We start from the raw sequence: 26,807 nt of genomic DNA on the forward strand, positions 1-26,807 counted from the left end.
ACCACACAATCCAAAACCTATTATTTCGTTATATTTATACCACAAATTTACTTTTATGAATTTTTCCGAAAACAGCAACCCTATTCGTTGGATTATTATTTTTATATCTTTTTTAATTATATCAATAATCCTCTGGAACACTTATACTTTTTTTCAAATTTTCAAAAACGAAGAACGGTTAAAAATGAAACTTTGGGCCACTGCAGAAAAAACTCTAATCAATGCAGGCGAAAACACCGAAGTCGACTTACCGCTTCAAATATTTAGCAACAATACTACAATTCCGTTGATTCTGACAGAGAATGACAGCATAATAAATACTGTAAACATTGACGAAACCATAATTAAAGACAAAAGAAAAGCAAAAGAATATTTGAACGAATTAAAAAATGAAAACGAACCTATAAAAATTATTTATGCGCCAGGAAGATCGCAGGAATTATATTATGGAGATTCCTCATTGATTGATAAACTCAAATATTACCCTATTGCTTTATCATTGATAATAATTCTATTTGCTATTTTAATCTATAATTTTTACCAAAGTAATAAAATGGCTACTCAAAATAAACTTTGGGCGGGTATGGCCAAAGAAACTGCTCACCAAATAGGAACGCCGCTATCGTCTTTGATCGGTTGGCTGGAAATTTTGAAATTAGACAATATAGAAGAATCTACAACCATTGAAATAGAAAAAGATATTGAGCGTTTGCAAACTATTACGGAACGGTTTTCAAAAATTGGATCGGAACCCAAACTTGAGAATAAAGACATCATTCAAGAAACCAAACAATCCTATGATTATTTAATATCCCGTTTTTCTAACCAGATTGAATTCACTTTTAAAGCTCCCCAAAAACCGATATATGTATTGCTAAACCCAACACTGCACAGCTGGACAATAGAAAACCTTGTGAAAAATGCCATTGATGCAATGAAAGGAAGAGGGAAATTGTCGCTGGAAATGCAAGAAGACAATCATCATATAAAAATAAACGTAACCGACACGGGTAGTGGTATTCCAAAAAAGGAATTCCATCGCATTTTCGAAACGGGTTTTACAACAAAAAAAAGAGGATGGGGACTCGGTCTTTCCTTAACCAAAAGAATAGTTGAGGAATACCACAAAGGTTCCATTAAAGTATTGCACTCTGATATGGGTAAAGGCACAACAATGCAAATTAGTTTGAAGAAAGCATAAACTCTATTTGACAGGAACTCCAAACCAAGTCATTTTTGCAAACATTGATTTTCTTGCTGATTTACTTTTACTCAAATAATCATTCACAAATTTCTCTTGTACTTCTATTTGTTTGAGAATATCAATTAATGCGTTTTTCAAAGACTTTACATTAGCAATATTGTTGTCATTATATGCTCCAATCTTATAAATACGATTTTGACAATCTAAAATTTTTGCCTTTGGGGTTTCAATCATTGCCTTGATTTCGACATCTGGCAGTATTGGCTTGAACCTATTATTACGATAATAAATAAAATCATTGAATAGCACTACAGCTTGATTGTAATCATCACTGATAGCTTGAAATTTGTCCATTGCTTCATTATTCTGAACAGCATCAACTTCACTTCTTTTCGAAAGAATCATCTCCCGGATCAAATTATTTTTGACGCCATTTTTTTCCATTCGAATTAAAGAAGTTCGCGCTTTATCCAAATCAGACAGACGTTCATATTCTTCTATTTGGGTTTCAAAATCAAAATTAGGTTTGCTTTTGTCTCCTTTTGTATTCCCGTCAATAAACTCCTGATTTGTAATTGGGTAATTTAGAAATTGCCACATATAATCAAAAGGCATGTGGGTCGCAATATATTGATTTGGTGTTGCTTTATAATGAAGGTTGTTTATTTTTTTGAAAAACTTTTTTTTATCAACATAACCCGCACCCCAAGTCGGGTCAAAAAGCCACCAAGTACCATCAATTTTGGCTGCGCACCATGCATGTGCTAATACGCTTACTTTTCCATTTTGCTTGGTGTAGCCATAAACAAGACAGGATTTGACTCCAGTTTTCTGCGCAATATCATTGAATACTTCGGCATAATGAATACAAACTCCTTTCTTGGTCAGGACAGTATTTTTTATTTTATCCTGCGAAATCTCTTTGTAATCAATAGATTCTATATTCTCAATATCGTATCTGATATTTGATGCTGTCCAATAAAAAGCAGCTCTAGCTTTGTCATTTTCCGACTTGAAATTGGCATTAATATATTGCGCAATTCCTGTTGTTGAAGTACTTAATTCCTTAGGAATCTTATCCATTTTAGTATCTATCAGAGCATAAAGCTCCTTGGTTTGACCAAAGCTGGCAACCGTAAACATCACAAATAAAACAACATACCTCATATCCATTTATTTTTTAGGCGCAAAAAAACACGAATCTTTTAAATTGCATCTTAAAAGATTCGTGTTCATCGCCTTTATATTTTACAAATTTGATTGAATACTTTTCGCCAAAGCCTCAAATTCATCTTTTGTCAAACTCACTTTATGTCTGAACGTCATTTCCCCCATTTCATTCAGAGGAATTAAATGAACATGTGCGTGTGGCACTTCAAGACCAATCACGGCCATTCCTATCCTTTTGCATGCAACTGTTTTCTCTAGAGCAATCGCTACCTTTTTAGAAAAGGCCATCAATCCAAGGTACAAATCATCTTCAATATCAAACAGCTTGTCAATTTCTTTCTTGGGTATACAAAGTGTGTGTCCTTTTGCATTGGGATTTACATCCAAAAAAGCCAAGAAATTATCATCTTCGGCCACTTTGTAACAAGGTATTTCTCCGTCAATTATTTTTTTAAAAATGGAGCTCATTGTCTATTGGTTTATTTGTTGAATCGATTAAACATTTGAATATTAATCTCTGGATATTTCCAAAATTTCAAATTTCAAAACTCCATTGGGAACTGTAATTTCAGCTACTTCACCCACTTTTTTCCCCAACAATCCTTTACCGATTGGGGAAGTAACCGAAATTTTTCCGGTTTTCAAGTCGGCTTCACTTTCGGCAACAAGAGTGTATTTCATCTCCATACCGTTTGTTTGGTTTTTGATTTTGACAATTGACAAAACCAATACTTTAGACAAATCCAAGTTGGACTCATCAATTAATCTAGCGTTAGAATGCACTTCTTCCAGCTTAGCAATCCTCATCTCTAGCATTCCTTGGGCTTCTTTGGCTGCATCGTATTCTGCATTTTCAGACAAATCCCCTTTATCCCTTGCTTCTGCTATATCTTGGGATGCTTTAGGACGCATCACGCTTTTTAAATAATCTAATTCTTCTCTTAATTTTTTTAATCCTTCCGCTGTGTAATAAGATATTGCGCTCATAATTTCATCATTTATATAAATAGAAAAAATCCCATCAGGACGGGATTTCTTTCCACAAAGATACTATAATTTTGTTTTAGTCTATAATTATATGTTAATCATATCAATTTCAAAGTTAAATAAATTAAATTTGTTTCGCTAATTCTTTTACTTAATTTTAAATAATGAAAAAATATCTTTTACTAATTTTCGTTTCTTTTTTTATAATAAGCTGTAGCAATAACGAGAACTCCAATTCAAACCCATACATTCCAAACTATAGTTTTACGGTCGATTTAAACTTAAATTTACCCACATATTCTACTCTAAAATATGCCAGTAATGCCGTATATTATTCTGGAGCAGGAGCCCGAGGAATTATAGTTTTCAATACAGGCAGTGGCTATAATGCATTTGATGCAGCCTGTCCCAATCAAGAACTCAGTAGTTGTTCTACAATGACCATAAAAGGCATTAATGCAATTTGTGCATGTGACAGTAAAGAATACAGTTTATTTACGGGTCAAGGCAGCATGCAATATCCTATGAAACAATACCGAGTAGAAGTAAACGGAAATATCATTAGAGTCTACAACTAATATTTATTTCGTCAGTTCGCTTAAGCTCGTGTGAGCATAACACCTTTAAAAACAAAAATCCTGAAAGTTCAAACTGAAACTTTCAGGATTTTTTCATTATAAATTCAAAATCTAAAACTTCAAAGTAAGCCCAGCCAAGAAATTAATACCCGCTTGTGGATAATAGTACGGATAAACGTCATACATATACCCGTTTGATACATACTTTTTGTCTAAAATATTATTGACTAATGCGTTTATTACAATGGCTTTGAAAATCTTTTTCGGAGTAAAAGTATAAGCAACATTCAGGTCGTTTACAAAATAACTTGGTAATTTAGCCTCTGGAGACTCAATGTTATTCATGTATTGTTCGCCTACAAATTTTTGTAAAAGCGAAATATAAACGCTCTCTATCGGTTTGTATATAAATATATTCCCAACGATAACATCTGGTGAATAGGCAATATCTGTTGTCCCATAATCGATAGCATTTACCGTCAAATTCACATTTTTATTGCTGCTTAAAGTAAAATTGGGCTTAATCATAAATTTCTCGGTAACTGGAATAGTGACATCTACCTCGAGCCCCGTACGGTAACTTGTCTCGCTATTGGAACGTATTGGACTTCCCACGTCATCCAGTTGCCCGGTTAAAATCAACTGATCTTTGTATCCCATATAATACAGATTTGTATTGAATTGCAATTTTTCGGCAACAAATCTCCAGCCCAATTCATAGTCATTCAATTTCTCTGGTTTTGCATTTCCTCCTTCAAAATCAGTACGATTCGGTTCTCTATTGGCTCTAGCGTAAGAGAAATATAAATTGTTTTTTGGATTTATAGTATAAGTAATACCCGCCTTTGGATTGAAAAAATGATAGGTTTCATCGACCAAAGTTGGTTGGACACCATCAGCAACATAATGTACATTACGGTATTGTAAATCTCCAAAAAGGCTAAATTTTTCGGTCAATTGATAACTGGCTTTCAAGAAAATATTTCCGTCGGTTTTTGTGGCAGTATCATCATAATAACGATCTCCCAACTCACTTTGTGAAGCATATCTTGCCCAAATTACGGTACCATAATGATCTCCCACGTATTTATTCCAACCGCCACCCAAAATGGCATCCCATTTTTCTTTTTTATAATTTACAGAAAACGTCGTTCCGTAAAAATCATTGTCTAACCATTTTTGACGTACTAAATCAGTTCCTGGAACTAATTTCCCTTCACTGTTTTTTACTATTTTAGTTGGAGAAATTCCACCGTACCCTTTTACAGGCTCATCATATTTATAATTTTCATAATAGCCTTTCCCTTTGGTATAATGCAAGGCAAAATTGGAACTCCAGTTTTCGTTGATCTTTTCACTCCAAAGCAATTGATAATGATTCTGAGTATAATTATCAGTTTCGTTATCATAAAATCGAGCATTGCCCAATTCATCAGTGTACATACCAGCCGAATTGGACGTTCTGTTGCTTTCCATTGTTGCAGGATCTATCCCATTCCAGGACTGATATGTTTTTTCGTGACCTCCAAAAACTAAGGCTTTAATCAAAGTCGATTTTCCCACATAAGCGGTCTGCAAAAAATAAGATTGTAAATTGCTCTCCGCTCTATCAATATACCCTTGTGAATCTATTGTAGACAAACGTCCCGAAATTTCGATGTGCTCGTTTAACAGTCCAGTACTAAATTTGATATTCTTTTTGTAAGTATTAAAACTTCCTGCAGATCCAGAGATTTCGCCATTACTTTCATTTGCAAAATTATCGGTCAGCATATTCAGACTCGCTCCAAAAGCTCCGACTCCATTGGTAGAGGTTCCAACTCCGCGTTGCAATTGCAAACTTTGCAGAGAAGAAGCAAAATCGGGCATGTTTACCCAATAGGTACCTTGACTTTCAGAATCATTGTAAGGAATCCCATTGATGGTTACATTTACTCGAGTCGCGTCACTTCCACGCACTCGAATTCCTGTGTAACCTATGCCATTTCCTGCATCCGAAGTAGTCACTACAGACGGCAAGTAATTCATCAAAATGGGAATATCTTGACCTAAATTCCTGAATTTAATATCCTTTTTGTCTAGATTACTAAAGGTCACAGGCGTTTTGGAAGTAACCCGAATAGCTGAGACTAGCACTTCGTCTAATTGATTGACTTTGGTAGTATCTTTTGTTTGGGAAAAAGAGAATAAAGAAAATAGAGAAAAGAAAATAGAAAATAGAAAACGTTTTGATAATTGAATCGTTTTTGCGTTAATGCCCTTAAGGCTAAATAAATTTTTCATCCGTAAAAAATTACGAATAAAAGGGGGAATTATTCTTTTGTTTAAATTAATAAATGATTGTTCTACGACAAATAGATAGTGTGCACGCCATTTTTCTGTCGTTTTTTCCCTTGGCAGCATTACCCGCCCAGGTTCTTTGGGTATGATCTCAGCTCGTTATTTGGAGCACCCCTTTGAGACGGGACAAAACTAATTATAAATTGTGAATTATGAATTATGATTTGGAATAAATTTAAAAATCTGGTTTTCTTCTATTTTGCTTCGTTTCGGATAGACTTTTTTTATCCTTGATTCTTTTTCGGATAACTGATTTTGGAATTTTAGTGGGCTTTCGTTCTTTGGAAACATGCAATCCTTTTTTTATAATATCCAAAAAACGTTTGGTTACAATTTCTTTGTTTTTGAGTTGACTTCTGTCTTCATCACAATTTAAAATCAACACCAAATCTGCAGTCAGTCTGTTTTGTAAATTGGTAGCCAAAAGTAATTTTTCCTCATCAGACAAAACCTGAGAATTTTGTAAATCAAAAGTCAATACCACTTTAGACGAAACTTTGTTTACGTTTTGTCCACCAGCACCACTGCTTCTTACAGCTTTGTACTTAAGTTCTGATATTATATTTTGAATTTCCAATTTATAAAGGTTGGTGTGCTTGTTTTAATAAATCATTTACAGTTTTTACTGGGTTGAATGTAAACAAAGGAACCTCTACAAAAACAGTTAGCCAATTGGCCATAGCGCCATTCCACAAACCTGGCAATTCGTATGATTTCAGTTCGATTCCTGCATTGTTTTTATGAACAATAAAACCACTATTTGGATCAATAAACTGTTTTAAATCAAATTTCACTCCTTGGTAATTTTTCAATCCACAAACCAAATCAACAGGATTAAAATGGGTGGCACTAGCCAGTATTTTTAACTGCTCGGTGTTGTTTAAATCAATTTGCAAAGTTTCAACAATCTGTAACGTCAACCTGCCATCTGATGCTCTTACCCAAAATGGTCCTCCACCCGGTTCTCCTTCGTTTTTCACCATTCCACAAACTCGAATGGGTTTGTCTAATATTTCTTTTAATTTATTGATTTGGTTCTTCAATTTGAATTTGTGAAAATCCGGTGTCATCTTTATGCTTAATTTCTCTTTAAGAAAATCTAAAATTTCATCAATACTTTCCGAATCAAATTCCGGATTATCCAATGCATCTAGATATACAAAAAGTTTTTTCTGAATCTCAATTAAAAAGCCTCCCAAAGCTTTTTTATAAAATGAGTTACGCTGGATTTTATTTTGAATTACATTATCTATATTTTTAATAAAGACGATGTCAGAGTCAAGATTATTTAGATTTTCTATCAAAGCTCCGTGCCCTCCAGGTCTTAAAACCAGATTTCCATTTTCATTTCTAAATGGTTTATTGTTCAAATCTACTGCAATAGTATCCGTTTTTTTATTTTGATACGAATAACTTATTTCAATTGTTGAATTTGATTTTTTCTCAATCTTACCTTTTTCAGATGTAACGATATTCTCAAATTGTGTTTGGTGATTTTCCGAAACCGTGAAATGCAGTTTCGACTTATTGTTTGAAGCCGCATAAAAAGCACATTCATGCAAATGTTCTTCAATAGGAGTTACTATATTTAATGGATATTTATGAAATGGAAGTACTGCTTTTGGCTTATTAGCAAAGTCAAAATAATCAGGTGACAATAATAATTTTATAAAATAATAATTTTTATAGTCTCTGTCTAAAGCATCAAAATTTGGATATATTTCTTTCAACTTTGTATATACTTCTTCAAAAAAAGGAAATCTATCCATCCCTATAATAAAAAGAGACAGTTCAGTATCTTTTTTTCTATTGATATAGGCATTAATGCTTTCGTTTCCGAAATTAAATTCATTCAAAAAAGCAGTCAAAAATTTAAACATTCTAGAAGCTGCACCCGAAGCTGGAACAAATTTCTCTAATTTAAATTTTGATTTATTAGCATCAAAATAAGCTGCTTTTTGTTCAAAATCAGCATTGGATAGTTGCACTATTCCATGATTCAATGTTGCGGGGCTGACCAAAACACTTTTCAGAATACCTTCGTTATAAATCCTAAGTTGGTCTTTTAAATTTTCTAATGGAATACCGTGCTCATAAATTTGTAAAAAATCAAGTGATGAAAAACCCATTTGCAAAGCCATTGTCAAATCTCCTATGATGGCGACTGCTTTCTTTAGTCGAGTTTCCTTATTCCCAGAAATGGTTATAAATGGTTTTTTATTGTCAATCAAAGATTGCTTAAACACTTCAAAAACCGTTTCTCTCCCGTCTGGGCTATCTCTCAAACCATCGTCTTCCCATGGTACATCAATATCCGTTAAGAAAAATAAATCATATTGATGGGCACGAGCTGCTTTATCCAATAAAGAATCACAGAAATTATAATACAACTCAGAGAACACCTTTGTAACAAGAAGATTGGTATCGCAAAAAAGATATTTATTGGCAATTAAGGCACTTCCGTTTTCTAGTTTGGTTTGTCCATAAGCAATTGGCAACATATCGTCAATATCACAAATACCGCGACCGCTATCCAATTTTTCTTGCAGATAATCACGTGCAAATTCGGGAACCCAAACCGTTTTGTAATATTCGGCTAGTTGTGTAGCCAAAGTAGTTTTTCCGGTAGATTCCGGTCCAAAAATGGCGATTTTTATAATTGGTGATGCTCCAGATTTTGCGAGCTGTTCAAGATTTTCTTCCATTCTAAATAGCCATAAACGGCAATAATTGTAAATACTATATATTGAAAACTCGTAAAGGTATATCCTTTTGCAAAATAAAGAGGTATCGAAAGCAAATCTCCTATAATCCAAAAAATCCAATTTTCGATTTTTCTTTTAGCCATCAACCACATTCCAACAAAAAATATAGCAGTCAAAAAAGTGTCTAAGTACGAATACCAGTTTGTAAATTTATTAAAATAAAGATATACTGCAATTACAAAAATGATTGTTACTACAAAAATAATGATAGCCATTACTTTTTCTTTATTTATCATTACAGAAATTGGAAATTCATCTACATCTCCTTTTTTACGTGTCCAATGATACCATCCGTAAATACTCATTATGAAATAATACACATTAATCATCGAATCCCCTAACAAACTCCATTGCCAAAGCAAATAAGCATATATTAAAGTACTAATTAGTCCCGTTGGAAAAACCCAAATATTATCTTTTTTTGCACACCAAACGCTCCAAAGTCCAAAAAAAACGGCAATAAGTTCCAAGTAGACCTCGTGAATTGGGTAACCTTTGTATTGGGCAAAAAAATAGTCGAACATGTATAATTATAGATTTATGTCCCGATAGCTATCGGGATAGATTTTAGATTGCTTTAGACTCAAAAAAAATTTATATCCTTTTCAAAAGCGGTTCCAATTACAACTAAATCGGCTCCAGCTTCGTATGCTTTTTGAATGCTTTGCAAATCTATAATTCCCCCACCAACAATTAGTGGAATTTCGATATTTTCTGAAACTTTTTTTATCATTTCTAGTGGCACAGCTTGTTTTGCACCGCTTCCCGCTTCAAGATAAATGAGCTTATGACCTAACATTTCGCCTGCTTGGGCAGTATGCATCGCATAATCGTTATTATTTCTATTCAATGGCTTGGTATTACTCACTCTGGCTACCGCCGTTTCACTACCACTTTCAATGAGCATATAACCTGTTGAAATAATTTCGAGTTGGGTTTTCTTTAAAATCGGCACTGCATCTACTTGATGTTTTATCAAATAATCCGGATTTCTTCCTGAGATTAAGGATAGAAACAAAATCGCATCTGCCTTTGCTGAAATTTGGGATGGGTTTCCTGGAAAAAGGACAATTGGCAAATTTATTTTTTGTTTTAATCTAATAATCAAATCGTTTAGAATATTATTTTGCACATGGCTTCCGCCAATGAAAATGTGGGTTGCGGGAGATTGATTGATTTTTGAAATTAAATGTTCCAAGTTTTTCCAAACAATCTTATCAGGATCGAGGAGTATGGCAAGTAATTTTCGGTTTTCAGTTTTGGCCTGAAGTATAGCATTATAAATATTCATCATAGGCATATTCACAGAGAGGAAGCAAAGCTACGCAAAGATTTAAAATTATTTTTTTATTATTCAAAAGCATAAACAAGAGTAAAATTTTGTTTCAAACCATTATTGTCGTTTGATTCGAATTCCTCAAAGCACACATTAAAATCTTTGATTATATCATCGAAGTGAAGTTCGGTTTTGGTATACTTATCGTTTATTTCAAAAACGCCTACTTTAATATGATCTTTGAAACTAATACCCTTTTCATTTCTAATTTTAAAAATAGCTTCTTTGGCACCCCAAATTACAGTCAGTTTTCGTATGTATTCCTCTTTATGATTAGCGTTCAAATAGGAAAACTCAGTGTCAGTAAATTTATCGGCGATACGTATGATTTTTTCCCGTTGCAATTCTATATCTATTCCAACCACTTCATCACTTAGAATAATGGCCGAAAATTGATGGGAATGTGTAATTGAAATATGTTTGCCATCATGCAAATGTGGTTTTCCGAATTCGTCATAATACAAATCAAAATCCGAATAACCCGCTTCCTGGAAGAGTTTACGAACACTGAGAAAAGCACGTTGGTGCATTTCGGACTTCATGTAGTTCAATCGAATTGTATTGTTTTCGTTAAGTACCACTGCGTCGAAAAGCTGTTGATAGGATTCGGTTATTTCCCAAACCAAGATTCTGGTTGATGGGTTTAAGAGTATGGTTTTGTATAATGGCATTGCATTTATTCTTTATTTTAATAATCAAAAAAAGCGTAAATTAACTACTAATTCATATCAACATCTTTTAGTTATCTTATTATTATTTTACTGTCTTCTTATCTATAACAATTCAGCTAATTTTACAATTACCCACGCTAAGGGAATAAAAATAAATTGTCCCAGAATTGTTCCAAAGATCCTAGCAACAATAACAAAAGTGAGATGTCTTCTAAAAAATGATTCCGTAACAGAACCATCAATAACTTTATCTGTTAATGTTGCGTGATAAGGTTCTATAAATAACATCATCCCTATAGAACCTAAGCTAACCGCAACACCGCTCATTGATAAGCAAGTAGTCCGTAAATTTGGATTCAAATAACCCGCATACAAACAGGAAAGCACACTTACCGTAATAAAAGCATATACAACAACATTCAGCAAAACTAACTCTATATATATGTCTCTGTATTTTTTTAAGCGATAAAAATTATTTTTTTTAGGAATTGTAAAGCTTTTCTTGAAATGAATGATTGTAGACAAACTCAATGATTTTATTACTACAACAAAAACAGAACGATTATTATATAATGCATTTACACCTTTTTCCATAAACCTATGAATTGTCGGTATAAACAGTCCTCCAACAATACTTCCAATTGTAGCAGAAAAAATAATGCTTCTAAACATTAAATCATTCGGCAAATTTCCTAAATTAATACTATTTTCAATAGTTTTGGTCAGTAATGGGGCTTGTATGGTGTTTGAAAATTGCGATATAATAATAATTATATTGAATATGGAAGCGGAAGATGCAATACGTTTGGTTCGTGTCCCAACAATCTTGGCCGATAAACTAATAATCCCTATAAAATGAATTATTGAAGTTAGAACGCAAACTAATAAAATATTGACAGTCATATATATTAAATAAAAAAATAAAAATTACACAAATGTTTCAACCTCTGACTTATTGATTGCATTTATTAAAATGCCTAAGTAATCACTACATTAAAAATAAACAAATTAAAAATTTCTTTTAAATTTTTTAAAAACTGATCTCAAAAAAATAAATAATTTAGGGCATCGTAATCTAATTTGTGTCAAAATTAAACTTCTTAATACAACCTTATAAATAAATATATTCCTGAAAAATGTCGAATTGTAATTCCCTCTTTTCTCATTTTTAAATTCTAGGATTAGCTCTGTGTAAATTACCTCTAAACGACTGACAACGGAAAGAAAATCTGATTCTTTAATAATATATTCTGAAACTTTAATTATCTCTGAAGAGTCATATTTCTTAATCTCTTCAATCAAATTATTTTTTGTGGGTTCTTTTGACATCAATTTCATTCCAAAATTAAAATCTCTAAAATGTTTCACATTCGAACTTGTAACCATACCGCCTAATCCTCTATAATCACAAACTATGACAGCTGCTCCGGTAGCCATTGCCTCTATTGCGGCTTTTGCTTTTGCAAATACCAAATCATATTTTGAGAGAATTTGTTCGGGCTTTGTACAAGGATTACCGCTTAAAGAACCAATTATTTCAATTTCAATCCCCAGCTCAACACATGCTTCTTTTATTTCTGGATAAATATTATTTTCATCCAAATAATTAGAAAATACTAATGCCTTTTTTGGATGAGAATTTATTTTTTGTTTCAATCGAAATCGATCAACATTTGCCCAATTATAAACAACTTCAATATCTTTTTCTTTAAAACCATTTTCAATGCAATACCTTTCTTTGCAATTGTAGTCAACAGCAATATATTTCAGAATATTTTTATGACGAAAAGGATAATCGAATGCTGAAGTTCGATCGTGAATAAAATAAACAACTGGAGTAAATTTAAAAAAACTTAGTACTTTAAGAGCAGCTATATTGTGATGAGCATGAATAATATCGGGAGTTAATTTCAATTGTCTTAAATCGGAAGTAACATTAATTCCTTTTTCAATTAATTCTTGCGCTAATTTTCCTTTAAAGAATGTAAAAATTTCTACTGAATGACCTCTATTTGTGAGCTCAATTGCCAACTCTTTTACATATGTTTCTGTTCCTGTGTACTCAAAAACAACAATATTTGTGATTAAAATATTCATTTATATTGAATTATTAATGCCCAGACATAATTCAGCAATAGGTTTGATATGATTTTCGAATGTTATTATTCTTGAATAAGACCCTTCATTTACCCTTTTCTCACCAAATGTTTCATAATAAGGTTTTGCAGTTCCCCAATTTGATATTTGATTAAGATCTGATACCTTCCCAAAAGATTCCCACAAAAAAACTTCTTTGCCATATTTCTCAATTGCTAATTCAACTTCGTATTTCAATTCTGGATAACCAATTGCCGCATCAAATTTCATTTGAAACTCTTCATCAGAAAGTTTTAAAGACAATCCTCCAATATTATTATCAAGTGAAATATTATTTGGTGCTGAATTCAGTACAAAATCATAATTTAATATTGTTTTCGAATTATAATTAACTGAAATGTCTGAAATAATTCCGTTTATCAAATACCTGCAAATGTCATGGGTTGGATTGAACCCCTCTAGAGCATCTCCAACTATTACTTCATAATCATTTTTAATAATGATATCTTTAAGACTATTCATATATTCTAAAATTTCAGACAAATTTTGTTCTAAAACCATATTATATAATTCTTTATCCGTAAATATTTTTATTGAATCCTGAAATTTCGCACCTAGTGAATTTAATAATTTTATAGATTGATGTATCCTGGAAGATTTATTAGATCCTGAACCATCCGTTAAAATAAATACATCTGGCTTATATTTTTTTATGAATGCATATGCTCTTAATTCATGTCCAGGATGACCAATTATTAATGCTGTTTTAGATTTCATATTTAGATATTGAATAATTTGACCGATGTTTTCTGTGCTTTACAGCGAAAGGTTGTGAATATTAATTTTTACGCAATTTTTGCATCAAATTATATTTTACAAACTCAAATAGAATAAAAAAGATTGCAACTAATAACGGGATTAGCTCCAAAAAAAAATATTTATCTAATGTTCAAAAGATTAAGACATTAAACAATTCACAAATCTCGCATAAATTAGTTTATTTCTAAACTTATTCCCTAAATTTGCAAAAAACTTTACAATACAAATATACTATAAATGAGTACAACGACTATGCCTTTTGTGGCTTTCAAAGTAAAAGACATTTCTCTAGCAGCATGGGGAAGAAAAGAAATTGAACTAGCAGAAGCTGAAATGCCAGGTTTAATGGCGCTACGTGCAGAATACAAAGACGAACAACCACTTGCTGGCGCTCGTATTGCTGGATGTTTGCACATGACGATTCAAACTGCGGTTTTGATTGAAACATTGATCGCTCTTGGTGCTGAAGTGACTTGGAGTTCTTGTAACATTTTCTCAACTCAGGATCAAGCTGCTGCTGCAATTGCTGCTGCTGGAATTCAGGTTTATGCTTGGAAAGGGTTGAACGAAGTGGATTTTGACTGGTGTATTGAGCAAACATTATTCTTTGGTGAAGACCGAAAACCATTGAACATGATTCTTGATGACGGTGGAGATTTGACAAACATGGTTATTGACCGTTACCCAGAATTGGTTGCAGGAATCAAAGGATTGTCTGAAGAAACTACAACAGGAGTTCACAGATTATACGAAAGAGTAAAAGCGGGAACATTACCAATGCCTGCAATTAACGTAAATGACTCGGTTACTAAATCAAAATTCGATAACAAATACGGATGTAAAGAATCTGCAGTTGATGCGGTTCGTCGTGCTACTGATATCATGTTGGCAGGAAAAAGAGTAATCGTTTGTGGATATGGCGATGTTGGAAAAGGTACTGCTGCTTCTTTTAGAGGTGCTGGATCTATTGTAACAGTAACTGAAATTGACCCAATTTGTGCTTTACAAGCTGCAATGGATGGTTTTGAAGTTAAAAAATTAAACTCAGTTGTTGCTAATGCTGATATCATTATTACAACTACCGGAAATAAAGACATCGTTTTGGGTTCTCATTTCGAACAAATGAAAGATAAAACTATCGTTTGTAACATCGGCCACTTTGACAACGAAATTGATATGGCTTGGTTGAATAAAAATCACGGCGCCTCAAAAATCGAAATCAAACCTCAAGTTGACAAATATACTATTGCTGGAAAAGACATCATCATTTTGGCAGAAGGGCGTTTGGTAAACTTAGGTTGTGCTACAGGACACCCAAGTTTTGTAATGAGCAACTCATTTACAAACCAGACTTTGGCTCAAATCGAATTGTGGAAAAACAGCGCGGCATACAACAATGACGTGTATATGTTACCAAAACACTTGGATGAAAAAGTAGCCTTCTTACACCTTGCAAAATTAGGAGTGGAATTGGAAGTTTTACGTGACGATCAAGCAGCTTATATTGGAGTTGAAGTTGATGGTCCATTCAAACCAGAATATTACAGATACTAATTTAGTGAATGATCATTAGTAAATAGTGATTAGCTAAAATTCTAAATAGACAAACCCTTGCAGAGATGTAAGGGTTTTTTTGTTTTACAAGATATCTCTATATGATGAAATAAGCATCGTTCAGTATTCTAAAACCATAAATGCTTAATAATATGAATGCTTCAGAGCTGTTAATTTTCTTCATTTTAAATATTTATCTCATTGTTTTAACAATTAATTAAGTATTTTCAATATCTTAGTCGTAATTATAGAGTAAAACTGCAAAACATATAGTTGCAATTATTCTAATTCGTCAACCCAGAAAACATTAGAGCTTTGAAAAAAAACCTACCCTTAGCACTTCTATTCTTTTTATTGGTAGTTCCACAAATTATTTTTGCCCAAGACAAAAAACCAAAGGTTGTTTTGGTATTGAGTGGTGGCGGTGCCAAAGGAGTTGCACATATTCCTTTATTACAAGCATTAGACTCTTTGCATATTGTTCCCGATCTTATCGTTGGAAACAGTATGGGAAGTGTAATTGGAGGGCTATATGCTATGGGGTATTCCGGTGATAGCATAGAAAAAATAACGAAAAGTATTGATTGGGAAAAAGTTCTCGGCGGGAGTATTTCTTTAAAAAATGTAAGTGTCGAAGAAAAAAGTGAATTTGAAAGATATTTGGTAGGAATAGATATAAATAATGGAAAACCAACTAGTTTGAGTTCATTATTAAACGATCAAAACTTAAGAGAATATTTATCAGAATTAACCTTTCCTGTTTATAATATAAAGGATTTTGATAATCTATCCATACCCTTTAGAGCAATGGCTACCGATTTAGTAGAGGGGAAAGAAGTGGTCCTGAGTAAAGGTAGTCTAGCTTATGCTATGAGAGCAAGCATGTCCTTGCCAGCAATCTTCAAACCAATGTCGTATGAAAAAACATTGCTGGTAGATGGTGGAGTAATGAATAACTTTCCAACTGATGTCGCCCTAAAAATGGGAGCTGACATTATTATTGGAAGTGATGTTGGAGGTGGAATGGAGCCCGCAGATAAATTAAATAATCTAATAACTGTTTTGCTTCAAACCAGTATGTTGCCAAGCAATATAAAAGATCCCGACAATAGAAAACTTTGTACAATATTAGTTGACCATCTACCAAACCTAAGATACTCTACCAGTGATTTTGCAAAAAGTGCAGAAATCTATGATGATGGTAAAATTGCAACAAAACTTAATATGGATGCATTAACCGCTTTGGCAAAAAAATTAAATGGATACGAACAAAGAATCCATAAACTGCCAAAAGTCAAAAATGAATTTCTGATAGACACCATAGTTTACAAAAACATAAGTAAGGAAAATTTGAGTCTTGTAATTGCGAGAACAAACCTGAAAGACCACGCAATATACACAACCAAAGACTTGGTAGAAGGCATTAATAGAGCCATGGGAACCAACCTTTTTAACCAGATTACCTACAGTTATTTTATAAAAGACGGTGATAAAATCGGACTGATATTGAACGGATTTGAGCATGCTAAAAATCAACTAAATGCATCTCTACACTATGATACCTACAGAGGCGTTGGACTAATACTTAATTACACGGGACGAAACATACTGGGCACTTCATCCCGATCGCTAATTACGCTTGATATTGCAGAGCAACCGCGATTTAGAATTGATTACCAGAGTAATTTTGGAAAACAAAAAGAATGGTGGTGGGGTTCTGAAATTTATGGAGCATTCTTAAATCAAGAAATATATCTCAATGGAAAATCTGCAAATAATCTGCTTTTCAATACTGTTGAATTTAACAATGAATTCAATCGAAATATTAATTCGCTTAAAAGCTATGTGGGTGTCTCGCTAAACTACCAATATACTGAGCTGTTGCCTAAATATAACTCAGCAGGCAATAACAATGTCTATTTAAGCAGTTACCATTTCAAAGATGTAGAACTAAATGTGCATTATCTATTCAATGACATGAACAGAGTTTTTTTTGCCACAAAAGGGTATAGCTTAGAAGCTAATATAAATAGATCGCTATACACGGATGCCAATTTAGTATATTCTGATCCAGCGTTAAATATAAATGGACCAACCAATGCTTTTTATAAAATGGGATTGGATTATGAAAAAAGATTTGAAATTAAAAAAAGCATAACAGGATTTGTAGGCGTTAATGCCAATTTTATTTTTGAAGAAAAATTAAAAGCCAATCAAGTTTCATTTTCCGATTATGGTTATGGTGCTAAATATTTTTTGGGAGGCATCATACAAAGTCCAGGTGGAGATAGTTTTACTTTTCCGGGTCTAAATGAAGATGAATTGAATGTTACCCAGGTAATGGAAGTAGAACTTGGTTTACAATTAAATCCTCTTAGTAAAATCTACTTAACACCTCACTTCAACATAGCAACAGTAGGATTTGATAATTTCAATGAATACATTAAAAACGCTTTTCATCCAGATGGGGATTGGCAAAATCATACCCAAACAAGTTTATTGATGTCTGCCGGAGGCGCTGCATCATACCTTTCCATTTTGGGCCCAATAAATTTTGATGTGTCGTGGGTAAATCAACTTGATAAAGCACGAGTGTTTTTCAGTATCGGACTATTGTTTAACCCATCAAACTAGTTCAACTTCGATATTTAGACTATTTTGAAATACAATAATTATACAAATTAATTCTAAAATAATGATGTAAGAATAGCAGAACTCTTTATTAAATTCATAAGTGTTTATATATTAAATAATTATGAAAAATATATTATTCTTATTCCTGCTATTTTCAACTTACTTAGGCACAGCCCAAGTCTCGGTTCCAAAAGATTCCCTTGGCTCACCGACCAAATCCAATGGCAATTATTCCAAAGTAATAGGATGGAAAGATGGAGAAACCCCAGTTGCACCTCTAGGATTTACAGTAACAAAATACGCAGATGGTTTTCAAAATCCACGTTGGCTGTATGTTACTCCAAACGGCGATATACTCGTTGCCCAAAGCAATTCTAATTACAGTTTTCTCAAACAAATTGGAGCAACGTTGAAAGGTGTTTGGAGATCCAATAATCTGAAACACAGCGCCAATATTATTACTTTACTTCGAGACAGTAATAAAGATGGAATTCTCGATCTAAGAGAAACTTTTCTTTCAGAAGGTCTTAACCAGCCTTTTGGGATGTTGGTAATCGGCGATTGGTTTTATGTCGCCAATACCAACGCGATATTGCGTTATCCATACAAAGCTGGGCAAACCAAAATAACGGGAAAAGGAGAAAAAATTGTTGATCTCCCCGCTGGTAAACACAACAGGCACTGGTCTCGAAACATTATTGCTAATAGTGACAACTCTAAAATTTATGTTGCTGTGGGCTCTGGTTCGAACATAGCCGAAAACGGAATTGCAAACGAACTCCTTCGTGCTAATATCTTAGAAATAAATCCCGATGGTTCAGATTTAAAAGTTTTTGCAGCCGGACTTCGCAATCCAGTTGGAATGGACTGGGCACCTGAAACCAAAACACTCTGGACAGTAGTAAACGAGCGAGATGGACTGGGAGACGATCTCGTTCCGGATTATCTTACTTCGGTTAAAGAAAATGCTTTTTACGGTTGGCCTTACGCTTATTTTGGCCAACATGAAGATGTAAGAGTAACAGAAATGAAACCCGAACTAGTAAAAAAAACCATCGTTCCCGATTTTCCGCTTGGTGCACATACAGCATCCCTTGGATTGGCATTTTACACCGGAACATCCTTTCCTGAAAAATATAAAAATGGTGCCTTTATAGCGCAACACGGATCATGGAATCGAAAAAAAATATCTGGTTATCGAGTGATATTTGTTCCTTTTAAGGATGGAAAACCATCCGGCAAATCCGAAGAATTCCTAACGGGATTCATAGTAGATCCTGAGAAGGATATCGTTCATGGAAGACCGGTATGTGTGATTGTCACACCCGAAGGAGACCTATTAATTACAGACGACAAAAGCAATACAATTTGGCGGGTAACATATACAAAATAAAAAACCCGATTCTTTCGAAACGGGTTTTCAATTCTATAAAATCTTTATGATTATGCTTCGAATGGAAGTATAGAAACATAAGATTTATTATCTTTTTTCTTTTGGAAGAAAACAACACCATCAACTCTTGCATGTAAAGTATGATCTTTACTAATGTAAACGTTTTCACCTGGATTATGTTTTGAACCTCTTTGTCTTACGATGATGTTCCCAGCAATAGCAGCTTGACCACCAAAAATCTTAACGCCTAAACGTTTTGATTCTGATTCTCTACCATTCTTAGAACTACCGACACCTTTCTTGTGAGCCATGACGTATTAGTTTTATTTTGTTATTATTCTTGTGTAGCTTCTTTTTTAGCCTTTGGAGCTTTTTTTACTTTTGGAGCTGCTTCTACTTCTTCTGTAGTAGCTTCGGCAACAACCGCTTTTTTAGCAGCTGCTTTCTTTACAGTTCCGCCAATAGTAATACCTTCAATTACAATTTGAGTAAGATATTGTCTGTGACCGTTTCTCTTTTTGTAACCTTTTCTTCTTTTCTTTTTGAAAACGATTACTTTATCTCCTTTTAAGTGTTGTAACACTTTAGCTTCTACTGAAGCACCTTCTATAGCTGGGGCGCCTATTGTGATTGAACCGTTATCGTCAACTAAATAAACTTTGTCAAAAGAAACTTTTGATCCTTCTTCATTTGTTAAACGGTGAACGTAAACCTTTAGGTCTTTGCTAACTTTAAACTGTTGCCCTGCTATCTCTACGATTGCATACATACTGAATTGTTTTAATAATTTTTAAGGTTGCAAATATACAATTAAATATTTACCCTGCAATCCTTTACTAAAAAAATATTTTAAAGCCTTTTCTAGGCCTATTTCATCCTATTTTTGAAATAGTTACCAATCCAAAATAAAATAACGTTAATATATTCCCAATGCTGAATTTGCTTACTTTATGCAGGATAAAAAAAGGTATTTTTGCTACAGCAAAAACACAAAATAATTACCAATAATAAAACAAATAATGATGTCAAGTGCTGCATTAATGCTTGGAGGAGTAGCTTCGGCTCAAAAAGTAATTTTCGAGGAATATGATTTAAACAACGGCTTACACGTTATTTTACACCATGATGCTTCTGTTCCTGTTGTAATCACTTCGGTCATGTATCATGTCGGTGCCAAAGACGAAAACCCAGACCGTACCGGTTTTGCACACTTTTTCGAACACCTATTGTTTGAAGGCACCAAAAACATCAAGAGAGGTGAATGGTTTAAAATTGTAACTTCAAATGGAGGTACAAATAACGCCAACACTACCGACGACAGAACCTATTATTACGAAATATTCCCTTCTAACAATTTAGAATTGGGACTTTGGATGGAATCCGAAAGATTAATGCATCCTATAATTAATAAAATTGGGGTTGATACCCAAAACGAAGTTGTCAAGGAAGAAAAAAGAACAAGTTACGACAACCGTCCTTATGGTAATATTTTGAAAGCCGTAAAAGAAAACCTATTCAAAAATCATCCCTATCGTTGGACAACAATTGGTTCTATGAAAGATCTAGATGCCGCTACTCTTGAAGAATTTCAGGCATTCAACAAAAAATTCTATTTGCCCAATAATGCTGTTTTGGTAGTTGCCGGTGATTTCGAAAAAAAACAAACCAAAGAATGGATTCAAAAATACTTTGGTCCAATTCCTAAAGGAGAAATAGCACCCAAAAAAACCTATATAGAAGAACCTATCTCCAAAACCATCAAAGCTACCTATGAAGATCCCAATATCCAAATCCCGATGTTGATTGCCAGTTACCGTACGCCATCTATGAAAAGTAGAGATGCAAGAGTACTGGACTTAATTTCTTCATACCTAAGCGATGGAAAAAGTTCTAAATTATACAAAAAAATAGTAGACGATAGAAAAATGGCGTTACAAATTGGCGCTTTAGCTTTTAGTCAGGAAGATTACGGAATGTACATCGTATACGCTTTGCCAATGGATAATTGCAGTACCACCGACATTCTGGAAGAAATCGACGAAGAAATAGCAAAAATCCAAACCGAATTGATTTCTGAAAATGACTATCAAAAACTACAAAACAAGTTTGACAACAATTTCGTAAACACCAATGCGACCATAGAAGGAATTGCCAATAATCTGGCATCGTATTACCTTCTTTACAACAATATAAATCTAATAAACACCGAAATTGAACTGTACCATTCTATAACAAGAGAAGAAATAAGGGAAGTCGCCAAAAAATATCTAAATCCTAATCAACGTTTACTTTTGGATTACATACCTGGTAAAAGCCAATAATTTAGAGAAACCAATATCATAAAAGCACAATATTCATCCTATCATTATAACAGGAATTATGCAAGCACAAGACCGCACGCAACCCAAACCCGGAAAATCACCTATAGTCAATATCAAAAAACCGCAAACCTTTGTTCTGGCCAATGGTCTAAAAGTATTGGTTGTAGAAAATCATAAATTACCAAGAGTATCTTTCAACCTAACTTTAGACAACGCCCCTTTTATTGAAGGCAATAAAAAAGGAGTCGACGAATTAACAAGTAACTTAATTGGTAACGGCAGTAAGAAAACATCAAAAACAGTATTCAATGAAGAAATCGACTTTTATGGGGTAGAAATAAATTTCAGTTCCCATGGCGCTACCGCCAATTCGCTTTCCAAATACAGCGGAAGAGTTCTGGAGCTACTTACAGAAGGAACCTTACATCCAAATTTTACCCAAGACGATTTCGACAAAGAAAAAGCCAAATTAATAGAAGGATTAAAAGCCGAAGAAAAAAGTGTTCCCGGAATTGCCAGTCGCGTTGTCGATGTTTTGGCTTATGGCAAAAACCATCCTTCGGGAGAGTTTATGACCGAAGCAACATTAAACAACATCACCCTTGCCGATGTCGAAGCCAATTACCACAACTATTTCGTTCCGGAAAATGCTTATTTGGTAATTGTTGGCGATGTCAAATTCAACAATGTAAAAGTCGCTGTAGAAAAATTGTTTGGCACTTGGGAAAAGAAAAATACCCTAAAAACATCTTACGATACGCCGATAAATGTGCCTAACCGACAAATCAACTTAGTCGATGTGCCCAATGCGGTCCAATCGGAAATCACATTGGTCAATACCGTAAATTTAAAAATGGGAGATCCTGACTTTTTTCCGGCTGTAATTGCCAATCAAATTCTGGGAGGCGATTTCAACAGTTACCTGAACATGAATTTGCGAGAAAAAAATGCGTGGACCTATGGCGCTAGATCAAACGTGGGAGCAGGAAAACATACCACCAAATTCTTCGCAAAATCGGCCGTAAGAAACGCCGTAACCCATAGCGCAGTAGTTGAATTTGTCAAAGAAATCATAAGAATAAGAACCGAAAAAGTAACGGAAGAAGTACTCCAAACCGTAAAAGCAGGTTACATTGGCCGATTTGTAATGCAGGTCGAAAAACCACAAGCTGTAGCCCGTTATGCCTTAAATATCGAAACCGAAAAACTTCCAGCCGATTTTTACGAGAAATACATTCAAACTATAAGTGACGTGACAGCCGATGACATATTGCGTACGGCCAAGAAGTATTTCTTAATTGACAATATCCGAATTGTAATTGTAGGCAAAGCATCTGAAATTGCCCCAGAACTGGAAAAACTAAAAATTCCGATATTCAATTTCGATACTTATGGAAATCCCTTATAGTTAAAATAAATTAACCGCCTTTCTTTGGGCGTGCCCCCGTTAAGAAAAGCGGCTTACTTATAGCACCGTTTATACAGCCGCTTTCCTCAACAGGGTCGGGCTATCCATGCTACTTTGGTAGCTTATTCCTATCCCTCACGCAGCTTCAGGGAACACAAGATCTTAACTACTAATTGGAAAACTATTTTTTAGCAGACAAATATACGCCCATCAAAATCACAAAAGCACCTATAAACTGGACAAAAGTGAGCATTTCATTGTCCAACAATCCCCAAAAGAAAGCAACAATTGGAATTAAATAGGTAACCGATGTCGCAAAAACGGGCGATGAAATTTGAATCAATTTAAAGAAAATTACATTGGCGATTCCAGTTCCCACAACTCCTAAAATCAATATAAATAAAAGAGAATGTTGCACTTTTTCGACATAGACCACATCAAAAAAATCGGTGAAAAACAAAATTCCCAAAGCTGGAAAAAGTAAGATTAAAAAATTTCCTGTAGTAATGCTCAAAGGAGTCAAATCAGACAGATATTTTTTTATTAAATTCACATTTATGGCATAACAAATAGATGCAATCAGAACCAAAATTGCATAATAATAATTTTGTTCGGGATGATTAACAGCACCGTTAAAAACCAAAAGCATACTTCCCAAAAGACCAATAATTACACCCCAAATCTGACTTCTCCTGAAAGTTATCCCAAAAAATGCCGCACCCAAAATCAAGGTATTCAAAGGTGTCAATGAATTTAAAATCGCGGTAATCGAGCTGTCAATCTGGGTTTCGGCAATGGCAAAAAGATAAGCGGGAACAAACGTTCCGAAAAGCGAAGTCAATGCAATATATTTCCATTGATGATGCGGGATTTTAATCAAGCTCTTATAACCAATCAGAAGCAAAAAAACAGCCGCAAAAATAATACGTAAAGAACCCAACTGATAAGCCGTCAATCCAACCAATCCTTTTTTGATCAATATAAATGAACTTCCCCAAATTAAGGCAAGTACCAACAAATAAACCCACTTCAACTGCTTTGTCATCATAAATCTTATTTTGATGCAAAATTGTAATAATTTTAGAAACTACCGCTGCTTTTTTTATTAATTTTGCAGCCAATTACAAGAAACTAAATCAATTAAAATTATATCATAATGAATTTCACAAAATCAATCGCAATTGTAGCACTTTCGGGTTTACTTTTTGCAAGCTGCAAAGACAACAAAACCGAAGTGAAAACAGAAACTGCTTCAACAGAAACTGCAGCACCAAAAGTTAAAAAAGAAATTGCTGCAGCCAATTTGCAAACAGCAAGCTTCAAAATAGAAGGAATGACTTGCGCCATAGGTTGTGCCGCAACAATTCAAGAAGAACTGACAGCACTAGACGGTGTGCAAACAGCCAAAGTAGATTTTGACAAAAAACTGGCTACCGTAACTTTTGACAAAACCGTTCAAACTCCGGAAAGCTTAACCAAAGTCGTTCAAGCTACCGGCGACGGAAAAACATACAAAGTTTCAGACATGAAGTCGTAAGCCGACTTGGTTATCACAAAAAAAGCATTCGTCGTTGACGAATGCTTTTTTTTTGTACTATTGAATGCTGATACTAGATAATAAATTTTATTTCCATTTCAACGTTTCCATTAACCGCTGCATATCGTTTTTGATATAACTCGCTGCTGGCATAATAGAATCAAAATTGGGTTTTGCATAGAAATAAACCGAACCCGTAACAAAGTGTTTAATGCTGTCTGTGGCGTAAAATTGAGAATTGGTTGCCGCATTTCCATCCACTTGATAAAACATTCCATACACTTTTTTATCTGGGTTCAAAAACGGCTGCTCCAGAATATCATCCGCTTTGATAACATGTTCATACGTCAATTTTTGGGCGTCCCTCAACAATTTATTAATATTGTTATTTACTGGCTTATACGTTAGGTAAATAGTGGCTTTCATTTTTGGGTAGGTAATCGTAAATCCACAATCTTTGTCTTCTTTGATAATTGCCTTGGAATTCATTTCGAAAGCAAAAGGACAATGCCCTGCATAATTCACATATTCTGCTTCCGGATAGTCCAATCGCAAATAACTGGATGGTTTTGGCAACACATCATTTTTACATCCAAACAGAGTAAAGAAGAAGGTAAAAAGGACAATTATGGCAGTAATTTTTTTAAGCATATTCGTTTAATTTTAATATTCTATTCTCGCAGCTATGATAGAATTATTCAATCGTTACTTTAATTTGTTTGACTCGTTTTTGATCTACAGATTCGATGACAAACGTACAGTTTTCAAAAACAATTTTCTGGCCTTTTTTTGGAAAATTACCCAAAATTTCGAGAATAAAACCAGCCAAGGTTTCGGCTTCTCCTTTTTTATCTTCAAATAAACTTTCGTCTACGTCAATGATCCTGTAAAAATCCTTTAGGTTTATTTTCCCTTCGAAAATATAATTTTTATCGTCTATTTTAGAAAAGTTCAATGGTTCGTCATCAAATTCATCACTGATTTCGCCCACTATTTCTTCAATAATATCTTCGAGTGACACCAAACCTGACGTTCCGCCATACTCATCGACAACGATAGCCAAATGACTTTTCATGCTTTGAAAATCATTTAGCAAATTGTCCAATTTCTTGTTCTCTGGGACAAAAAAGGGTTCACGCATTAATGTTTTCCAATCAAATGTAAAATCATTTATATAAGGCAATAAATCCTTTACAAACAAAACGCCTTCAATTTGATCAATATTGTCTCTATATACCGGTATTCTCGAAAACCCCTTGTCTATTATTTTGAGGTAAATTTCCTCGAAAGTTTCAGTAATTTCCAAAGCAAAAATATCAATTCTTGGACTCATTACTTGCTTAGTATCGGTATTTCCAAAAGAGACAATCCCCTCCAATATTTTTTGTTCTTCAGTAGAAGTTTCGCCGGCATCAGTCAATCCTAATGCTTGCGATAATTGATCTACTGAGAAATTCGTTTTTTGTTTCCCTAATTTATTTTGCAAAAAAATAGTTACCGAACGCATCGGTAAACTTACCGGAGACAAAATTTTGTCTAATACTGAGATAGGGTAAGCCACCAACTTGGCAAACTTTATGTTGTTCCTGCTGGCGTATACTTTTGGCAAAACTTCACCAAAAAGCAATAACAAAAAAGTGACTAATATCACTTCGGTAATAAATTTTAGAATAGGTGATGTTATAGCTTCAAATAAATCTTTACCAACGAAAGAAAATAAAATTACTACGCCAATATTTATAAAATTATTAGCAACGAGAAGTGTGGCAAGCAGTTTTTTGGGTCTCTCAATAAGTTGAGCAATAATTTTTCCTTTTGAACCATCTACTTGAATAGTATCGTCAATTTCTTTTTGGGATAATGAAAAAAGGGCTACTTCGGCACCTGATACTATTGCGGAACAAAACAACAATACAAATATTCCAATAAAACCAAAGACTAAATCAGTGTCTATAAGGTATGCAATCTCTAAACTGGGCTCTGGGTCCAAATT

At 33.9% G+C, this 26,807-nt stretch carries 25 protein-coding genes; 8 read left to right on the forward strand and 17 right to left on the reverse strand.

What is annotated here, in order from left to right; translation table 11 throughout:
- Positions 1–55 precede the first annotated feature (55 nt).
- Positions 56–1,201 carry a sensor histidine kinase gene (locus OLM57_RS02410; protein WP_264565646.1) on the forward strand — a complete coding sequence of 382 codons (1,146 nt, stop codon included), beginning with the start codon at positions 56–58 and terminating at the stop codon, positions 1,199–1,201.
- Positions 1,202–1,204: 3 nt separating this feature from the next.
- Here the strand turns inward: OLM57_RS02410 and OLM57_RS02415 are convergent, their stop codons facing one another.
- The 3 genes from OLM57_RS02415 to greA form a co-directional block, all read right to left on the reverse strand.
- Positions 1,205–2,371, reverse strand: coding sequence for a transglutaminase domain-containing protein (locus OLM57_RS02415; RefSeq protein WP_264565647.1), 1,167 nt, complete (start codon positions 2,369–2,371; stop codon positions 1,205–1,207).
- An 81-nt stretch (positions 2,372–2,452) separates the two neighbouring features.
- Entirely contained in the window at positions 2,453–2,842 is a 390-nt protein-coding gene (locus OLM57_RS02420) for an HIT family protein (protein ID WP_264565648.1), read from the reverse strand.
- Positions 2,843–2,884: 42 nt separating this feature from the next.
- Positions 2,885–3,361, reverse strand: a complete 477-nt coding sequence (greA, locus tag OLM57_RS02425) for a transcription elongation factor GreA (RefSeq protein ID WP_264565649.1) — start codon at positions 3,359–3,361, stop codon at positions 2,885–2,887.
- Between the two features lie 164 nt (positions 3,362–3,525).
- Here greA and OLM57_RS02430 point away from each other — a divergent pair, with 164 nt between their 5' ends.
- Positions 3,526–3,939, forward strand: coding sequence for a Rieske (2Fe-2S) protein (locus tag OLM57_RS02430; protein ID WP_264565650.1), 414 nt, complete (start codon positions 3,526–3,528; stop codon positions 3,937–3,939).
- Positions 3,940–4,050: 111 nt separating this feature from the next.
- Here OLM57_RS02430 and OLM57_RS02435 read toward each other — a convergent pair whose 3' ends face one another.
- From OLM57_RS02435 to OLM57_RS02475, 9 genes are all read right to left on the reverse strand, one after another.
- Positions 4,051–6,222, reverse strand: coding sequence for a TonB-dependent receptor (locus tag OLM57_RS02435; RefSeq protein WP_264565651.1), 2,172 nt, complete (start codon positions 6,220–6,222; stop codon positions 4,051–4,053).
- A 232-nt stretch (positions 6,223–6,454) separates the two neighbouring features.
- Positions 6,455–6,856, reverse strand: a complete 402-nt coding sequence (gene arfB / locus OLM57_RS02440) for an alternative ribosome rescue aminoacyl-tRNA hydrolase ArfB (protein WP_264565652.1) — start codon at positions 6,854–6,856, stop codon at positions 6,455–6,457.
- Position 6,857: 1 nt separating this feature from the next.
- Positions 6,858–8,984 (reverse strand): DUF4301 family protein, encoded by a 2,127-nt coding sequence (locus OLM57_RS02445; protein ID WP_264565653.1) that lies wholly within the window; start codon positions 8,982–8,984, stop codon positions 6,858–6,860.
- Positions 8,933–9,568: a nicotinamide riboside transporter PnuC gene (gene pnuC, locus OLM57_RS02450; RefSeq protein WP_264565654.1), complete on the reverse strand. Its 636-nt coding sequence runs from the start codon at positions 9,566–9,568 to the stop codon at positions 8,933–8,935. Before pnuC ends, OLM57_RS02445 begins: the two co-directional genes overlap by 52 nt.
- Positions 9,569–9,627: 59 nt before the next feature.
- Positions 9,628–10,338 carry a geranylgeranylglyceryl/heptaprenylglyceryl phosphate synthase gene (locus tag OLM57_RS02455; protein ID WP_264565655.1) on the reverse strand — a complete coding sequence of 237 codons (711 nt, stop codon included), beginning with the start codon at positions 10,336–10,338 and terminating at the stop codon, positions 9,628–9,630.
- Positions 10,339–10,394: 56 nt separating this feature from the next.
- A complete protein-coding gene (locus OLM57_RS02460) occupies positions 10,395–11,051 on the reverse strand; it encodes a 4'-phosphopantetheinyl transferase family protein (protein WP_264565656.1) in 657 nt (218 codons plus the stop codon).
- Positions 11,052–11,153: 102 nt separating this feature from the next.
- Positions 11,154–11,954: a lipid II flippase Amj family protein gene (locus OLM57_RS02465; protein ID WP_264565657.1), complete on the reverse strand. Its 801-nt coding sequence runs from the start codon at positions 11,952–11,954 to the stop codon at positions 11,154–11,156.
- A gap of 105 nt (positions 11,955–12,059) precedes the next feature.
- Positions 12,060–13,148 carry a glycosyltransferase gene (locus tag OLM57_RS02470; RefSeq protein WP_264565658.1) on the reverse strand — a complete coding sequence of 363 codons (1,089 nt, stop codon included), beginning with the start codon at positions 13,146–13,148 and terminating at the stop codon, positions 12,060–12,062.
- Positions 13,149–13,925, reverse strand: a complete 777-nt coding sequence (locus OLM57_RS02475; protein ID WP_264565659.1) for a hypothetical protein — start codon at positions 13,923–13,925, stop codon at positions 13,149–13,151. It abuts the gene before it with no gap.
- A 279-nt stretch (positions 13,926–14,204) separates the two neighbouring features.
- Here OLM57_RS02475 and ahcY point away from each other — a divergent pair, with 279 nt between their 5' ends.
- From ahcY to OLM57_RS02490, 3 genes are all read left to right on the forward strand, one after another.
- Positions 14,205–15,521: an adenosylhomocysteinase gene (gene ahcY, locus OLM57_RS02480; RefSeq protein ID WP_264565660.1), complete on the forward strand. Its 1,317-nt coding sequence runs from the start codon at positions 14,205–14,207 to the stop codon at positions 15,519–15,521.
- A gap of 315 nt (positions 15,522–15,836) precedes the next feature.
- Positions 15,837–18,155: a patatin-like phospholipase family protein gene (locus tag OLM57_RS02485; RefSeq protein WP_264565661.1), complete on the forward strand. Its 2,319-nt coding sequence runs from the start codon at positions 15,837–15,839 to the stop codon at positions 18,153–18,155.
- 121 nt (positions 18,156–18,276) lie between these two features.
- Positions 18,277–19,548 carry a PQQ-dependent sugar dehydrogenase gene (locus OLM57_RS02490; RefSeq protein ID WP_264565662.1) on the forward strand — a complete coding sequence of 424 codons (1,272 nt, stop codon included), beginning with the start codon at positions 18,277–18,279 and terminating at the stop codon, positions 19,546–19,548.
- 50 nt (positions 19,549–19,598) lie between these two features.
- Here the strand turns inward: OLM57_RS02490 and rpmA are convergent, their stop codons facing one another.
- Positions 19,599–19,859 carry a 50S ribosomal protein L27 gene (rpmA, locus tag OLM57_RS02495; RefSeq protein WP_116761547.1) on the reverse strand — a complete coding sequence of 87 codons (261 nt, stop codon included), beginning with the start codon at positions 19,857–19,859 and terminating at the stop codon, positions 19,599–19,601.
- Between the two features lie 23 nt (positions 19,860–19,882).
- Entirely contained in the window at positions 19,883–20,317 is a 435-nt protein-coding gene (gene rplU / locus OLM57_RS02500) for a 50S ribosomal protein L21 (protein ID WP_264565663.1), read from the reverse strand.
- Positions 20,318–20,570: 253 nt separating this feature from the next.
- On the opposite strand from rplU, the gene OLM57_RS02505 reads away from it, so the two are divergent.
- The gene (locus OLM57_RS02505; RefSeq protein ID WP_264566941.1) at positions 20,571–21,869 is read left to right on the forward strand and encodes a M16 family metallopeptidase; all 1,299 of its coding nucleotides are present in this window, start codon (positions 20,571–20,573) and stop codon (positions 21,867–21,869) included.
- Positions 21,870–21,927: 58 nt separating this feature from the next.
- Positions 21,928–23,277, forward strand: a complete 1,350-nt coding sequence (locus OLM57_RS02510; protein WP_264565664.1) for a M16 family metallopeptidase — start codon at positions 21,928–21,930, stop codon at positions 23,275–23,277.
- A gap of 181 nt (positions 23,278–23,458) precedes the next feature.
- Here OLM57_RS02510 and OLM57_RS02515 read toward each other — a convergent pair whose 3' ends face one another.
- A complete protein-coding gene (locus OLM57_RS02515) occupies positions 23,459–24,325 on the reverse strand; it encodes a DMT family transporter (RefSeq protein ID WP_264565665.1) in 867 nt (288 codons plus the stop codon).
- Between the two features lie 108 nt (positions 24,326–24,433).
- Between OLM57_RS02515 and OLM57_RS02520 the strand changes: the two genes are divergently transcribed.
- A complete protein-coding gene (locus OLM57_RS02520) occupies positions 24,434–24,814 on the forward strand; it encodes a heavy-metal-associated domain-containing protein (protein ID WP_264565666.1) in 381 nt (126 codons plus the stop codon).
- Between the two features lie 87 nt (positions 24,815–24,901).
- On the opposite strand, the gene gldD is transcribed toward OLM57_RS02520, so the two are convergent.
- Both gldD and OLM57_RS02530 read right to left on the reverse strand, forming a co-directional pair.
- A complete protein-coding gene (gene gldD / locus OLM57_RS02525) occupies positions 24,902–25,465 on the reverse strand; it encodes a gliding motility lipoprotein GldD (RefSeq protein WP_264565667.1) in 564 nt (187 codons plus the stop codon).
- Between the two features lie 43 nt (positions 25,466–25,508).
- Positions 25,509–26,804: a gliding motility-associated protein GldE gene (locus tag OLM57_RS02530; protein ID WP_264565668.1), complete on the reverse strand. Its 1,296-nt coding sequence runs from the start codon at positions 26,802–26,804 to the stop codon at positions 25,509–25,511.
- Between the last annotated feature and the right edge of the window lie 3 nt (positions 26,805–26,807).

The organism is Flavobacterium sp. N3904 (assembly GCF_025947305.1).
Classification (GTDB): Bacteria; Bacteroidota; Bacteroidia; order Flavobacteriales; family Flavobacteriaceae; genus Flavobacterium.